Origin of the sequence: Rhizobium ruizarguesonis (assembly GCF_012349115.1) — a bacterium.
GTDB lineage: Bacteria > Pseudomonadota > Alphaproteobacteria > Rhizobiales > Rhizobiaceae > Rhizobium > Rhizobium ruizarguesonis.
Map to the genome: position 1 here is coordinate 126562 of NZ_PQIG01000133.1, position 14069 is coordinate 140630.

12 protein-coding genes are annotated in these 14069 nt (G+C 63.1%); all 12 read right to left on the reverse strand.

Annotated features, from left to right (window positions below):
* Window positions 1-3: 3 nt before the first annotated feature.
* Genes murB through mraZ form a run of 12 tightly spaced genes read right to left on the reverse strand, consistent with a single transcriptional unit; the run spans window position 4 to window position 13919 of the window.
* Window positions 4-978, reverse strand: a complete 975-nt coding sequence (murB, locus tag C3Y91_RS35360) for a UDP-N-acetylmuramate dehydrogenase (protein WP_130655905.1) — start codon at window positions 976-978, stop codon at window positions 4-6.
* Window positions 975-2390 carry a UDP-N-acetylmuramate--L-alanine ligase gene (gene murC / locus C3Y91_RS35365; protein WP_168576363.1) on the reverse strand — a complete coding sequence of 472 codons (1416 nt, stop codon included), beginning with the start codon at window positions 2388-2390 and terminating at the stop codon, window positions 975-977. The genes murB and murC overlap by 4 nt, the downstream gene beginning before the upstream one ends.
* The gene (murG, locus tag C3Y91_RS35370; protein WP_075224111.1) at window positions 2387-3511 is read right to left on the reverse strand and encodes an undecaprenyldiphospho-muramoylpentapeptide beta-N-acetylglucosaminyltransferase; all 1125 of its coding nucleotides are present in this window, start codon (window positions 3509-3511) and stop codon (window positions 2387-2389) included. Before murG ends, murC begins: the two co-directional genes overlap by 4 nt.
* A 6-nt stretch (window positions 3512-3517) precedes the next feature.
* Window positions 3518-4672: a putative lipid II flippase FtsW gene (gene ftsW / locus C3Y91_RS35375; protein ID WP_012758288.1), complete on the reverse strand. Its 1155-nt coding sequence runs from the start codon at window positions 4670-4672 to the stop codon at window positions 3518-3520.
* Window position 4673: 1 nt separating this feature from the next.
* Window positions 4674-6086, reverse strand: coding sequence for a UDP-N-acetylmuramoyl-L-alanine--D-glutamate ligase (gene murD / locus C3Y91_RS35380; protein WP_130763639.1), 1413 nt, complete (start codon window positions 6084-6086; stop codon window positions 4674-4676).
* 7 nt (window positions 6087-6093) lie between these two features.
* On the reverse strand, window positions 6094-7194 hold the full coding sequence (gene mraY / locus C3Y91_RS35385; RefSeq protein ID WP_003541415.1) for a phospho-N-acetylmuramoyl-pentapeptide-transferase: 1101 nt from the start codon (window positions 7192-7194) through the stop codon (window positions 6094-6096).
* A 22-nt stretch (window positions 7195-7216) separates the two neighbouring features.
* The gene (locus C3Y91_RS35390; RefSeq protein ID WP_130763640.1) at window positions 7217-8650 is read right to left on the reverse strand and encodes a UDP-N-acetylmuramoylalanyl-D-glutamyl-2,6-diaminopimelate--D-alanyl-D-alanine ligase; all 1434 of its coding nucleotides are present in this window, start codon (window positions 8648-8650) and stop codon (window positions 7217-7219) included.
* On the reverse strand, window positions 8647-10167 hold the full coding sequence (locus C3Y91_RS35395) for a UDP-N-acetylmuramoyl-L-alanyl-D-glutamate--2,6-diaminopimelate ligase (protein ID WP_168576364.1): 1521 nt from the start codon (window positions 10165-10167) through the stop codon (window positions 8647-8649). The genes C3Y91_RS35390 and C3Y91_RS35395 overlap by 4 nt, the downstream gene beginning before the upstream one ends.
* A gap of 6 nt (window positions 10168-10173) precedes the next feature.
* Window positions 10174-11934, reverse strand: coding sequence for a peptidoglycan D,D-transpeptidase FtsI family protein (locus C3Y91_RS35400; RefSeq protein ID WP_017965108.1), 1761 nt, complete (start codon window positions 11932-11934; stop codon window positions 10174-10176).
* Window positions 11934-12437, reverse strand: coding sequence for a cell division protein FtsL (gene ftsL, locus C3Y91_RS35405; RefSeq protein WP_024320778.1), 504 nt, complete (start codon window positions 12435-12437; stop codon window positions 11934-11936). Before ftsL ends, C3Y91_RS35400 begins: the two co-directional genes overlap by 1 nt.
* 1 nt (window position 12438) lies before the next feature.
* The gene (gene rsmH / locus C3Y91_RS35410) at window positions 12439-13464 is read right to left on the reverse strand and encodes a 16S rRNA (cytosine(1402)-N(4))-methyltransferase RsmH (RefSeq protein ID WP_024320777.1); all 1026 of its coding nucleotides are present in this window, start codon (window positions 13462-13464) and stop codon (window positions 12439-12441) included.
* Between the two features lie 17 nt (window positions 13465-13481).
* Entirely contained in the window at window positions 13482-13919 is a 438-nt protein-coding gene (gene mraZ / locus C3Y91_RS35415; protein ID WP_024320776.1) for a division/cell wall cluster transcriptional repressor MraZ, read from the reverse strand.
* Between the last annotated feature and the right edge of the window lie 150 nt (window positions 13920-14069).

A 14069-nucleotide genomic window follows, 5' to 3' on the forward strand; every position in this document is an offset into this window, starting at 1 on the left:
CCGTTACTCGCTCGTCACACCGTGGAACGGACGCACTTCGCGGCCGGGCATGAAGACGCCGAGACGTTTGATTTCCCATTCGAGCTTGATGCCGTCTTTCTCGAAGACCTCGCGGCGCACCTGCTCGCCGAGATATTCGAGGTCGTAGCCGGTCGCCTGCCCCATGTTGATCATGAAATTGCAGTGAAGCGCCGACATCTGCGCGCCGCCGATGACGAGACCGCGGCAGCCCGCTTCGTCGATCAGTTTCCAGGCCGAATGGCCCTGCGGGTTCTTGAAGGTCGAGCCGCCTGTCTTTTCGCGCACTGGCTGCACCGTCTCGCGGTGATTGCGCACGGCGTCCATCTCGGCGCGGATCTGTGCGCGCTCTTCCGGATAACCCTCGAACAGCACCGAGGTGAAGATCAGATCTGTCGATGCTGTGGAATGCCGGTAGGAATAGCCCATCTCGGCATTGGAAAGCACGTGCTTGTCGCCCTTGCGGTCGACCGCATGGACCTCGATCAGCCGCTCGCGCGTCTCCACGCCGTTTGCGCCGGCATTCATGCGCGCCGCGCCGCCGATGCCGCCCGGAATGCCGTAGAAGAAATGAAAGCCGCCGATGCCGTTGTCCATCGCCATCGCCGCCACGTGTTTATCCGGGCAGATGGCGCCGGCCAGAATGCGGTTTTCGCCGGCGAGCTCGACGAAGCCGAACCCCTTGGCCGACAGGCGCAGCACGACGCCGGGAATACCGCCGTCGCGTACCAGGATGTTGGAGCCGACGCCGACCACCGTCAGCGGCACCTCTTCCGGCAATATCTTCAGGAAGGCGATGAGATCGTCGATGTCATGCGGCTGGAACATCAGCTCGGCCAGGCCACCGGCCCTGAACCAGGTGACACGGTCCATCGGGGCATCCGGCGTGATACGGCCGCGGATATCCTTTACACCGTCTCCGAGAGACGCGAGAAGCTTTTCCCCATTCACCTGTTTCATACGGACTTTCCCGATAGGCCTTCCAGTTGCTTGGGCAGCGCCGCCGCCCAGGATGTGATGCTCCCAGCCCCCAACAGAACCACGAAATCGCCAGGCTTTGCAACCTCCGCGACCATCTGCGGCAAAAGCTCCGCCGAGTTTATAAAGCGGGCGTCGCGATGGCCGCCGGATTTTATGCGTGAGACCAGCGACACGGAATCGATGCCTTCGATCGGATCCTCGCCGGCCGCATAGACGGGTGCCAGGAAGATGCTGTCGGCATCGTTGAAGCAGGCGGCGAATTCCTCGAACAGGCTCGCAAGACGGCTAAAGCGATGCGGCTGGTGGACGGCGATGACACGCCCCTTGCAGGATTCCCGGGCGGCGCGCAGCACCGCCTTGATCTCGACGGGATGATGGCCGTAATCGTCGAATATCTGCACGCCGTTCCACTCGCCGGTCAGCGTGAAACGGCGCTTAACGCCACCGAAGGAGGCAAGTCCCTTGGCGATATCGGCGCTCGATATGCCGAGCCGGTTGGCAACGACGATCGCCGCCGTTGCGTTGGAAATATTATGGCGCCCCGGCATCGGCATGACCAGCCCCTTGAGCTCGATCACCTGGCCGGTGCGGCGGCGGCGGATTTCGACGTCGAATATTGAGCGCGTGCCGTCGATGCGCACATTCTTGAAGCGCACGTCGGCCTGCGGGTTCTCGCCATAGGTGATGATCTTGCGGTCCTCGATGCGGCCGACCAGCGACTGTACCTCGGGATGGTCGAGACACATGACGCCGAAGCCGTAGAACGGCACGTTCTCGACGAACTGCCGGAAGGCTGCGCGCACGGCGTCGAAATTGCCGTAATGGTCGAGATGTTCCGGGTCGATATTGGTGATGACCGCGACATCGGCCGGAAGCTTCAGGAAGGTGCCGTCCGATTCGTCGGCCTCGACCACCATCCACTCGCCCTCACCCATGCGGGCATTAGTGCCGTAGGCATTGATGATGCCGCCATTGATGACGGTCGGGTCGAGCCCGCCGGCTTCGAGCAGTGTGGCGACCAGCGAGGTGGTCGTCGTCTTGCCATGCGTGCCGCCGATGGCGATCGCATTGCGGAAGCGCATCAGCTCGGCCAGCATTTCGGCGCGGCGCACCACCGGCAGCAGCTTTTCGCGCGCGGCGATGAGCTCCGGATTGCTCTTCTTGATCGCCGTCGACACGACGACGACTTCGGCCTCGCCCAGGTTTTCGGCCCGGTGACCGACAAACACCTCGATGCCCTTGTCGCGCAGGCGCTGGACATTGGCGCTGTCAGCCTGGTCCGATCCCTGCACCTTGTGGCCGAGATTGTGCAGCACCTCGGCAATGCCGCTCATGCCGATGCCACCGATGCCGATGAAATGGACGAGGCCGATCGTCTTCGGCAGTTTCATGCGCGTGTCCTCTTGAATTCCGCAATTGTCCGTCTGGCGGCAATAGCCTCAACCATGTCGGCAAGCAAGTTCGCGGCATCGGGTTTCCCGGCGCGTTTCGCCGCCGCCGCCATGTGCGAAAGCTTTTCCGGATCATTCATGACAGCCGTCAGGATCGCCGCGATCTTCTCCGGCGAAAGCTCCGACTGGGCGATCACCTTCGCTCCGCCGGTCGCAGCGAGTGCCGCCGCATTCGCCGCCTGGTCGTGATCGAGAGCATGCGGGTAAGGGACGAGCACGGCTGGCCGGCCGATGACGGAGATTTCCGAAACGGTGGAGGCGCCCGAACGGCAGATGACGAGATGCGCTTTCGCCAGCCTCTCGGCCATGTCGGTAAAGAAGGGGGCGATATCGGCCCCCATCTCCAGCTTGGCGACGCAGCCGCTGACCATGTCCATATCCTCGGGACGCACCTGCTGGGTGATGCGCAGGCGCACGCGAAGCGCCTCGTCGAGCAGGCTGATCGCCGTCGGCAGCGCCTTGGAGAAATATTGCGCGCCCTGGCTGCCGCCGAAGACGACGAGGTTGAAGGCCTCGCCCGGATGCGACGGCATGTAAGGCACCTCGGCCGCGGCGATGATCGCCGGGCGGACCGGATTGCCCGTCGTCACCGTCTTGTCTGGAAAGGCAGCGCCTCCCTCCGGCAGGAACCCGCCGGCGATGGCCTGCACGCGGGTTGCCAAGGCCTTGTTGGCGCGCCCCATCACGGCATTCTGCTCGTGAATCATCGAGGGCACGCCGAGCCGGGTGGCGGCAAGCAGCGGCGGCACGGTGGGATAACCACCGAAACCAACGACAATGATAGGCCGCAGCCGCTGAATCAGCTTCTTTGCCGCCCGCATGCCGCTCCAGAGCGTCCACAGCGAGCGGGCGACAGCAACCGGGTTCTTCGAGCCGATCGTTGCCGACGGCACGACATGGATTTCCTCGGCCGGAAACTTGCCGGCATAACGCTCGGCCCGGCTGTCCGTGACGAGATGCACCGAATAGCCGCGCTCCTTCAGCTTGAAGGCCAGCGCCTCCGCCGGGAACACATGGCCGCCGGTCCCCCCGGCGGCAAGCAGCACGATGCCTTTGCTCATGGTCTTCTACTCCGCCGGCATGCCGTGCGGGACGCGGAAGAGGCTCCGGTCCTGCGCGCGTTTTTCCGGTCGATGGCGGGTCAGCGCCAAGATGAAGCCGGCGGTGACGCAGATCGCCACCATGGACGAGCCACCATAGGAAATCAGCGGCAGCGTCATGCCCTTCGCCGGCAACAGTTCGAGATTGACGCCGATATTGATGATCGACTGGATGCCCATCTGCAGCACCAGGCCGGCGACGGCGAAGCGGTTGAAGTCATTCCGTTCGCGATAGGCATGCGAGAGGCCGCGCAGCACCAGAACGGTAAACAGCGCAACGAGCGCCATGCAGAAGACGATGCCGAATTCCTCGGCCGCGACCGAGAAGATGAAGTCGGTATGCGCATCCGGGATGATGCGCTTGACGATGCCTTCGCCCGGCCCTTGGCCGAACCAGCTGCCGCGGATGATCGCCTCGCGCGCCGTATCGATCTGGAACGTGTCGCCTTCGCCGGTCATGAATTTGTCTATACGCAACGCAACGTGCGGGAAGACGTAATAGGCGCTGAGCAGGCCGCCGGCGCCGCCGATGCCGAGCAGCATGATCCAGATCCACGGCATGCCGGCCATGAAGAACATCCCACCCCAGACGGCCGTGGTCAGGATGGTCTGGCCGAGGTCCGGCTGCGCGATGAGAAGGGCTGCGACGATCCCGAACAGAATGATGGCAAAGAGATTGCCGGGGATCTCCGGCTGGCGCGCATGTTCGGCAAACAGCCAGGCGCAGACCACGACGAAGGCGGGCTTCATGAATTCCGATGGCTGGATGGAAAGGCCGGCGATCCAGATCCAACGCCTGCCACCCTTGACCTCCTGCCCAACGAACAGCACCAGCACCATCATGGCGACCGAGATGATCAGGATCAGGATCGCGGTTCGTCGCACCTGGCGCGGCGTCAGGAACGACAGCCCGAGCATGACGCCGATCGAGGGGATCATGAAGGCGGCATGGCGCTTTACGAAGTGGAAAGGCTCGAGCCCGATGCGTTCGGCGACCGCAGGAGATGCCGCAAATGACAGCATGAATCCGATGCCCATCAGAAAGATGAACATCGCCAGGAAGAAGCGGTCGATGGTCCAGAACCAATCGGCCAGAGGCCCACGTTCCGCGCGGCTTACCATGTCATTTCTCTCCTGTTGCCGGACCGATCAGCATCGCAATCCCGTCAAGCGCTGCCACGTGGCCGACGAAGGCTTCGCCCCTGACTTCGAAATTCTTATACTGGTCGAAGCTTGCGCAAGCCGGGGATAACATCACGGCCGAAGCGGCGCTCTCGTCGCGTTCGGCATCGGCGGCCGCATGCGCGACGGCGCGCTCCAGCGTATCCGATATTTCGTAAGGAACAGCCTCGCCGAGCGTCGCGGCGAATTCCGCCGCCGCCTCGCCGATCAGATAGGCCTTGGCGATGCGCGGAAAATAGGGAGCGAGCGTCGTGATGCCGCCAGCCTTCGGCAGGCCGCCGGCGATCCAGTAGATGCGATCATAGCTCGAAAGGGCCGGCGCCGCGGCATCGGCATTGGTCGCCTTGGAATCGTTGACGAAAACGACACGGCCACGCTGCCCGACCGGCTGCATGCGGTGCTTGAGGCCGGGGAACGAGGCAAGGCCGGCGCGGATGTCATCGGCCGACACGCCGACGGCAAGGCAGGCAGCGACGGCTGCGGCGGCGTTCTGCGCATTGTGGCTGCCGCGCAGCGTCTGGATGCCGTCGAGATCGACGAAAGGCAGCATCGCTCCGCCGGCAGCTTTGATGAGCTTGGTGCCCTCGGCATAAATCCCGTCGGCCGCGACGTTGCGGCGCGAGATGCGGACCACCTTGACGCCCGCCCGCTCCACGCGGTCGGCAATCAGCGCCGAATGGCTGTCGTCGATGCCGACGATTGCGACATCGCTGCCGGCGACCAGCCTTTCCTTGACATCGGCATAATGCTGCATCGTGCCGTGACGGTCGAGATGATCGGGCGTCAGGTTGAGCAGGATGCCGGCCGACGGGTCCAGCGTCGGCGCCAGATCGATCTGGTAGGAGGAGCATTCGACGACGTAATAACGCTCGGCCTTCGGCGGATCGAGCGTCAGCACCGCCGTACCGATATTGCCGCCGAGCTGCGTGTCGTAGCCGGCGGATTTCAGGATATGGGCGATCAGCGCCGTCGTCGTCGACTTGCCGTTGGTGCCTGTTATGGCGATGAAAGGGCAATCCGGCGCATGGGCGCGGCGCTCGCGTACGAAGAGCTCGACATCGCCGACGATATCGACGCCGGCCGCGCGGGCAAGATCGACAGTCCAATGCGGCTTCGGATGGGTGAGCGGTACGCCAGGCGACAGCACGAACAGCGCCTGCTGGCTCCAGTCGATGCTGTGCAGGTCTTCCGTCCTGATGCCTTCGGCAGCGGCCTTGGCTACGCTGTCGGGATTATCGTCCCAGGCGGTCACCTCGGCACCGCCTGCGATCAGCGCCCGGGCGGTAGCAAAGCCGGAACCGCCGAGCCCGAAGAGGGCGACCTTGCTGTCCTTGAGCGTCGTGACCGGGATCATCGCCGCCTCACCGGAGCTTCAGCGTCGAAAGGCCGAGCATGGCAAGGCCGACGGCAACGATCCAGAAGCGGATCACCACCTGGCTCTCGGTCCAGCCCTTCTTCTCGAAGTGATGATGGATCGGCGCCATCAGGAAGACGCGCCGGCCGGTCATCTTGAAGAAGCCGACCTGGATGATTACGGACAACGTCTCGATGACGAAGAGGCCGCCGATGATCGCCATGACGATCTCATGCTTGGTGGCAACAGCGACGGTGCCGATCGTGCCGCCGAGTGCCAGCGACCCGGTGTCGCCCATGAAAATGGCGGCCGGCGGCGCGTTGAACCAGAGGAAGCCGAGGCCGGCTCCGATGACGGCGCCGAGCACGACGGCGAGCTCGCCGGTGCCGGGCACGAAATTGATCTGCAGGTAGTTCGCAAACACCACGTTGCCGGCGAGATAGGCGATGACGCCAAAGGAGGCGGCGGCGATCATCACAGGCACGATGGCAAGTCCGTCAAGGCCGTCCGTCAGGTTGACGGCATTGCCGGCGCCGACGATGACGAAGCCGCCGAAGACGACGAACATGATGCCGATATTGATCATGAAGTCCTTGAAGAAGGGAAAGGCGATCGAGGAGCCGAAGGTCGAGCCGGCAATCCCCGAGGCAAGGGCGGTGCGCATCATGAAATAGACGGCGATGCCGGCGATGACGAATTCGATGCCGAGACGCGCCTTGCCGGAAAAGCCCATATGGCTCTGCTTCGTGACCTTAAGATAATCGTCGTAGAAGCCGATCGCGCCGAAGCCCAGCGTCACCAGCAGCGTCGCGACGACATAGACGTTGGAAAGATCGGCCCAGAGCAGCGATGCGCCGACGATGCCGGCGAGGATCATCAACCCGCCCATGGTCGGCGTGCCGGCCTTCTTGAAATGTGTCTGCGGCCCGTCGGCGCGGATCGGCTGGCCCTTGCCCTGCCGGATGCGCAGCGAATTGATGATCGTCGGCCCGAATAGGAAGACGATCAGCGCTGAGGTGAAGAGAGCGGCTCCCGTGCGGAAGGTAATATATCTGAACAGATTCAGAAATTTAAAATATTCTGACAGTTCGACAAGCCAGATCAGCATTCAGGGCCCCTTGTTTACCCGATCAAAATTCGCGTTGCGTGTCGGCAAATGGCGGGAACTTGTCAAGGAGCGCGGCGACGATCTTGCCGAAACCGATGCCCAGAGACGATTTCACCATCAACACGTCGCCTGGCGCGACCGAGTTCAATACATAGTCCGTCAATTCGCCCGTGTTCTCGCGATATTCGACATGGACGCTTTCCGGCAACGATTCCTTGAGCGCAGCTATCTCGGCTCCGGCGAGCCAGACATGTTCGATACCGGCAGCAAGCAGCGGCACGGCAAGGTCGGTATGGACCTTCTGCGCATACTCGCCCATTTCCAACATGTCGCCGAGCACGGCGATACGGCGTCCGCGGCCGGTCGGCTCGGAGGCCGCCAGCAGCGCGATCGCCGCGCGCATCGAGGCCGGATTGGCATTGTAGCTCTCGTCGATCAGCGTGAAGCTGCCGACGCCGATCGAAAGCCGGTGGCGCTTGCCCCTGCCCTTTTCCGGCTTCAGCGTCGCAAGCGCTTCGATCGCCTTCTGCATATCGGCGCCGACGATCCTGACGACGCCGAGTGCTGCGAGCGCATTCTCGGCGATATGGCGGCCCGGCGCGCCGAGCGCAACTTCCAGCGTCTCGCCGCCGATCGTCAGCCACAGCGTCGAATTCTCGTCGGAGCCATTGAATTCTGCCAGCCGGAATTCAGCCTTGGCATGCTGGCCGAAGGAATGGATATGCTCGATGCCGAGCGATTGCGCCGTGCGGTCGAGGAAATTGAACTGGTCGTTGTCGCGGTTGAGCACGACATGCCCACCGGGTTCGAGCCCCTCGAAGATCTCGGCCTTGGCGGCGGCGATTTCCTTGATGTTCTTGAAATTGCCGAGATGCGCCGGCGCGATCGTCGTGATGATGGCGACATCGGGACGAATCATCGCCACTAGCGGCCGGATCTCGCCGGGATGGTTCATTCCAACTTCGAAGACGCCGTAATCCGTATCCTCAGCCATGCGTGCCAGCGTCAGCGGCACGCCCCAATGATTGTTGAAGGAGGCGACGGAGGCGTGCACCTTGCCGGAGGGCGACAGCACATGCCGCAGCATTTCCTTGGTGGTCGTCTTTCCCACAGATCCCGTCACCGCGATGATCTGAGCCTTAGAGCGCTCGCGCGAGGCAAGGCCGAGCCGGCCAAGTGCCGCCAGCACGTCTTCCACGACGATCATCGGCACCGTCAGGCGGCCCATGGCGGGAAGCCTCGCCTCGCTGACGACGAGAAGGGAGGCGCCGTTCGCCATCGCCATCGATGCGTAATCGTGACCATCGACACGGTCGCCCTTGATCGCGAAGAAGGCTTCGCCTGGGGCAATCGAGCGGCTGTCGATGGAGATCCCGGTGATGCCTTCGGGCAGAGTGCCGAAGGGGCGCCCCGCCATCGCCGCGATCATGTCTTCGGTCGTCCAGAGCCAGCTCAAGATTTCAGGTCCTCCAAGGCCTTGCGCACCTCCGCATGATCGGAAAACGGCAGGGTGACGTCGCCGATCGTCTGCCCTTCCTCATGCCCCTTGCCGGCGACGATCAGCGTATCGCCGGATCTCAGCATACTGACCGCCTCGCGGATCGCCGTGGCGCGATCGGCGATTTCCGAGGCGCAACTCGCTGCCGCCATGATCTCCGCCCGGATCGAGGCCGGCTCCTCAGAACGGGGATTATCGTCGGTGACGATGACGACGTCGGCAAGACGGCAGGCGATTTCGCCCATGATCGGCCGCTTGCCGCGGTCACGGTCGCCGCCGCAGCCGAAGACGACGATGACGCGGCCGGTGGTGAATGGTCTGACCGAGCCCAGCACGTTTTCCAGCGCGTCCGGCTTGTGGGCGTAGTCGACATAAGCGAGCGCGCCGTCTTTCGTATGGCCGACGAGTTCGAGACGGCCGGACGCGCCGACAAGCTTCTCGAGCGCAGCCATCGCAACCTTCGCCTCAACGCCGGTCGACATGGCAAGCCCCGCCGCGACCAGCGCGTTGGCGACCTGGAAGTCGCCGGCCAGCGGAATGTCCACCTCGAAGATCTCGCCGCCGATATGGATCTCGGCCATCTGCTTGTGGCGGAAGTGCTCGACGCGCTTCAACGAGAGGTAGTTACCCTTTCGCCCGACGGTACGAACGTCGTGACCGGCATCGGTCGCGGCCTTGATCGCCTGCGCCGACCACGGATCGTCCGCGAAGATCACCGCCGGCGACCCCTTCGGCAACAGCGTATCGAAAAGCCGCATCTTGGCGGCCATATAGGCCTCGATCGTGGGATGATAATCCATGTGGTCCCGGCCGAGATTGGTGAAGGCGGCTGCCGCAAGCTTGACGCCGTCGAGCCGGCACTGGTCGAGGCCGTGGCTGGAGGCCTCCATCGCGGCATGCGTCACGCCTTCTCCGGCAAGTTCCGCCAGCAGCTCATGCAGCGACACAGGATCGGGCGTCGTCAGCGAGCCATATTCGTTGCGCGTCGGCGAGAGGACGCCCGTCGTGCCGATCATCGCGGCCGCGTGGCCGGCATGCGCCCAGATCTGCCGGGTGAAAGAAGCGACGGAGGTTTTGCCCGCGGTGCCGGTGACGGCGACCATAGTATCGGGCTGCCTGCCGTGGAAACGCGCGGCGGCGATGGAAAGGAAACGGCGCGGCTCCTTGACCGCAAGCACCGGGATCGAAGCAGCGACGGCTTGGGAGGCGATCGCGACGGCAGCGCCGCGGCCGGCAGCATCCGCGATGAAGCCCGCACCGTCCGCCTTGGTGCCGGCGACCGCGACGAAAGCATTGCCCGGCGCCACCTTGCGGCTGTCCGAAGACAGGCCTGAGATATCAAGCAAGCCTGCCGGGCCTTCGAGCTGTGCTTCAAGTTCCGGAAACTGATCTCCGGCCAGGTCTCGCAATTTCATCGAACGCACTTTTCTCTCTTGAATCCGGTTCACCCCTCGCGAATCGGCGTCGATATTCATTCACACTCAATAAGACACCAGCAAGGCCGATCCGCCCTCCCCGAATTTCGGCTCGATGCCGAGAATGGGGGCCGCGCGGCTGATGATCTCGCGGGCAATCGGACCGGCGGTACCGGCGGAGATCGTTCCGCCATAGGCCTTCTCACCGGTCTTCGGCTCGTCGCAGAAGGTGATCACGGCATATTTGGGATCGTTGATCGGGAATGCGGCGATGAAGGAATTGAAATTCAGGGTCGCCGAATAACGGCCGTTCACCACCTTGTCGGCCGTGCCGGTCTTGCTGCCGACGGAAAAGCCCGGCACGCGGGCGACGCGCCCGGATCCCTTGTAGCCGTTGAAGTCAAGGAGATAGCGAATCTCGTCGCTGGTCGACTTCTTGATCACCTGCGTGGCGATCTCATCGGCCTGTTCGCGCGTGCGCGGCAGGAATGTCGGCTCGATCAGCTTGCCGCCGTTGACGAGAGCGGCGGCCGCCACCCCTGTCTGCAGCGCCGTCGTCGAGACGCCATGGCCGAAGGAAATCGTGATCGAATTGATCTTCTTCCAGACGCGCGGCTGGCTCGGCATCTTCACTTCGGGCAGCTCGGTCTGCATCTTTGTCAACAGGCCGAACTTGGTCAGATAGTCCTTCTGCGCGTCGATGCCGACGATGTCGATGACGCGCGCCGTGCCGATATTCGAAGAATATTGGAAAATCTCGGGAACAGTCAGCCAGCGGCGCTGCCCGTGAAAATCGTGGATAGTGAAACCGCCGATATAGATCGATTTGCTGGCATCGAAACTATCGGTCATCTTCACCTTGCCGCTATCGAGCGCCATGGCCAGCGAAAAGGTCTTGAAGGTCGAGCCCATTTCGAAGGTGCCGTTGGTCATTCGGTTGAGCCAACCCTCCTTGGCGCCCTCCTGCGGATCGTTCGGATCGAAATCCGGCGCCGATGCCATCGCCAGCACTTCTCCCGTATGCACGTCGATGACCGCAGCACCCGCGCCCTTGGACTGGAAGTTGTTGACGGCGTTGACGACCGCGTCCCGCACGATGTTCTGCACGCGCAGGTCGATCGATAGCCGCACTGGCTCGAGCGGCTGGTCGCTGGTCATGCCGACGGAGGCGAGATCGGCCAGCCCCTGGTCGTCGATAAATTTCTCCATGCCGGCGACACCGCGGTTGTCGATGTTGACGTAACCGAGGATATGCGCGGCGGTCGAACCGCCCGGATAGAAGCGGCGCTTCTCCGGCCGGAAGCCGATGCCGGGAATGCCGAGCGCCAGGATCTGGCTCTGCTGCTTCGGCGTCAGCTGCCGGCGCAGCCAGGCGAAATGCGAGGTCTTGACCGAGAGTTTCTTATAGGTGTCCTTGACGTCGAGTTCGGGCAGCACCGTCGCAAGCTTCTCGACCGCCTCGTCGGCGTCGACGATCTTGTTCGGTTCGGCAAACAGCGAGACGGTGCGGATGTCGGTCGCCAGCACCTCGCCGTTGCGGTCGAGAATGTCGGGGCGCGAGGCCATCAGCCGGTCGGGCGGCAGGATGCTGGAGACGACCTCCTGGTCCTTCATCGCATATTCGACGAGACGGCCGCCGATGACGGCGTAGACACCCATGAAACCAAGGATCAGCAGGCCGACGCGGCTTTTCGCCTGCCCTGATTTCTTCTTGCGCGATCCCTCGATCGCCAGGCCGGCGGGGGAAGGACCACCGAAGCGGTTATAGACGCCGGCGGAGAAATGCGCCTGGCTCTTCAAAACCATGATGCGGGAAAGAAACGACATTATTCCTCCACCGATCCGGTTTCGATCTGATCTGCATCTTCTGCCTCACCGCGTGGCGCAGGCATTGGAATGGGCTGCGCCTTGGCGGTGGCTTGCGCGCCCTTGGCGGTGTCTGGCGCGCTCTTGGCGCTGGCCACGGTCGCGCTCTTGGCGCCGGCCTCGGTCGCGCCTTTGGCGCTGGCTTTGGCCTCCGTCACATCAGGCACGGGAACCTCGGATTTCAGCATCGGCAATTCCTTGGCATGCACCAGCGCCGTCGATTCCGTCGGCTGCAGCTTCAATTCGTCATTATAGGCTCTGACCAGTCGCTCCAGCCGGTTCGGCTGCGATTGCAGCGCCCAGTCGGCCTTGAGAAGGTCGATCGTGTCCTTCTCGAGCTTGATCTCGGCTTCGAGGCGGTGAACCTCCTCGAGCTTCAATTCGGCGCGGTGCTTGATCGTGTAGGTCACGGCGGCAGTGGCCGTCATGACGCCGATGAGCACGAGATCGAACGTTTTCAGCATATCAACCACCAAGCTTTCCGAGGCTGGCAAGACTGGGAAACCCGAAGAGCGACATATCCGCGGCCTCGGCGGCAGCGTCCGTCCTCAGGCCGGCGCGCAGCTTGGCGGAGCGGGCGCGCGGATTGATCTCCGCCTCCGCCTCGCTTGCCGAAACCATCGACTTGCCGATGACCGCAAAGGTTGCTGCCCGCTCATGCGCGACCGGCAGGTGCCGCGAACCCGACGCCTTGCCGGCGCGGTCGGAGAAGAATTTCTTGACGATGCGGTCTTCGAGCGAATGGAAGGTGACGACGACAAGCCGCCCGCCTGGCTTCAGCGACGTTTCCGCCGCAAACAGCGCCTGCGCCAGCTCGCCGAGCTCGTCATTGACGAAGATGCGCAATGCCTGGAAGACGCGCGTTGCCGGATGGATCTTGTCCTTCATCTTGCGCGGCGTGACGAGCTCGATGAGACCGGCGAGGTCGCGTGTCGTTTCGAACGGCTTTTCGGCGCGGCGCTTCTCGATCGCATGGGCGATGCGCGGCGCCTGGCTTTCCTCACCGAGAAAATGGAAGATGCGGATGAGATCAGCGACCTTGGCGCGGTTGACGACATCGGCGGCCGAAACGCCTTCGGCCGACATGCGCATATCGAGCGGACCGTTTTTCTGGAAGGAGAAGCCGCGCTCGGCCTCGTCGATCTGCATGGAAGAGACACCGATATCGAGCACGACGCCGTCGAGCCCGCCTTGCGGCGCATGATCGCCAAGATGCGAGAATTGCGAATGAACGAGCCTGAGCCGACCGCCATGGGCGGCGACCATTGCCTGCCCTGATGCAATCGCCGTCGGGTCGCGATCGAGCGCGATCACCTCGGCGCCGGCGGCAAGGATGGCCGAGCTGTAACCGCCCGCACCGAATGTACCATCGAGGATGAGCTTGCCGGGCGCGGGCGCCAGTGCCGCAAGGACTTCGTCGAGAAGAACAGGAATGTGACGAACCGGTCCGCCACCGGCATCAGTTGAACCTCCGCCAGGATTCGCCACCATTCCGTTCCCTCGTTCTTTCAGGAACGCTTGCCCGCCAGCTTGCGCTCCCCTCGTGCTTGCGCCTGTGCGGCCACAAAAGCCTGCGGCTGCCAGAGCTGAAAATGATCCGCCCGACCGACGAAGGTCACTTCGTCCGAGATGCCAGTGAAGCCCCGAATGAAATCCGTGACCATCAGCCGCCCCTCGGCGTCGAGCTTCATGAAGACCCCGCCTCCATGAATGAGAAGCGACATCTCGTTTGCATCCGGCGAAAACGGATCCTCCGCAGCAATCTGCCGTTCGAATCTTTCGAGAAGATCCGGACCGCCGACACTGATCGCCGGAAACACAAAGTCCTGAAAGCAGTAGAGCTCCTGGACGTTGCGCTGCGCCAGCACGGAACGGAAAGCCGAAGGCACGGAAACCCTGCCCTTGGCGTCGATCCTGTTGGTCGCGTTCGAAAGGAAGCGGCTCATCACACGAAACATCCGTTCCCGCAGGGATCCGGACCAAAAGACGCCCGAAACTCCCGATATCAGGCACAGCTTCGCAAGCCGGATGAGCGAAAACCCCTCCGACGCTTCCGGAGAGGAAGACGCCTTTGCTTTGCGATGAATGGGCAGATG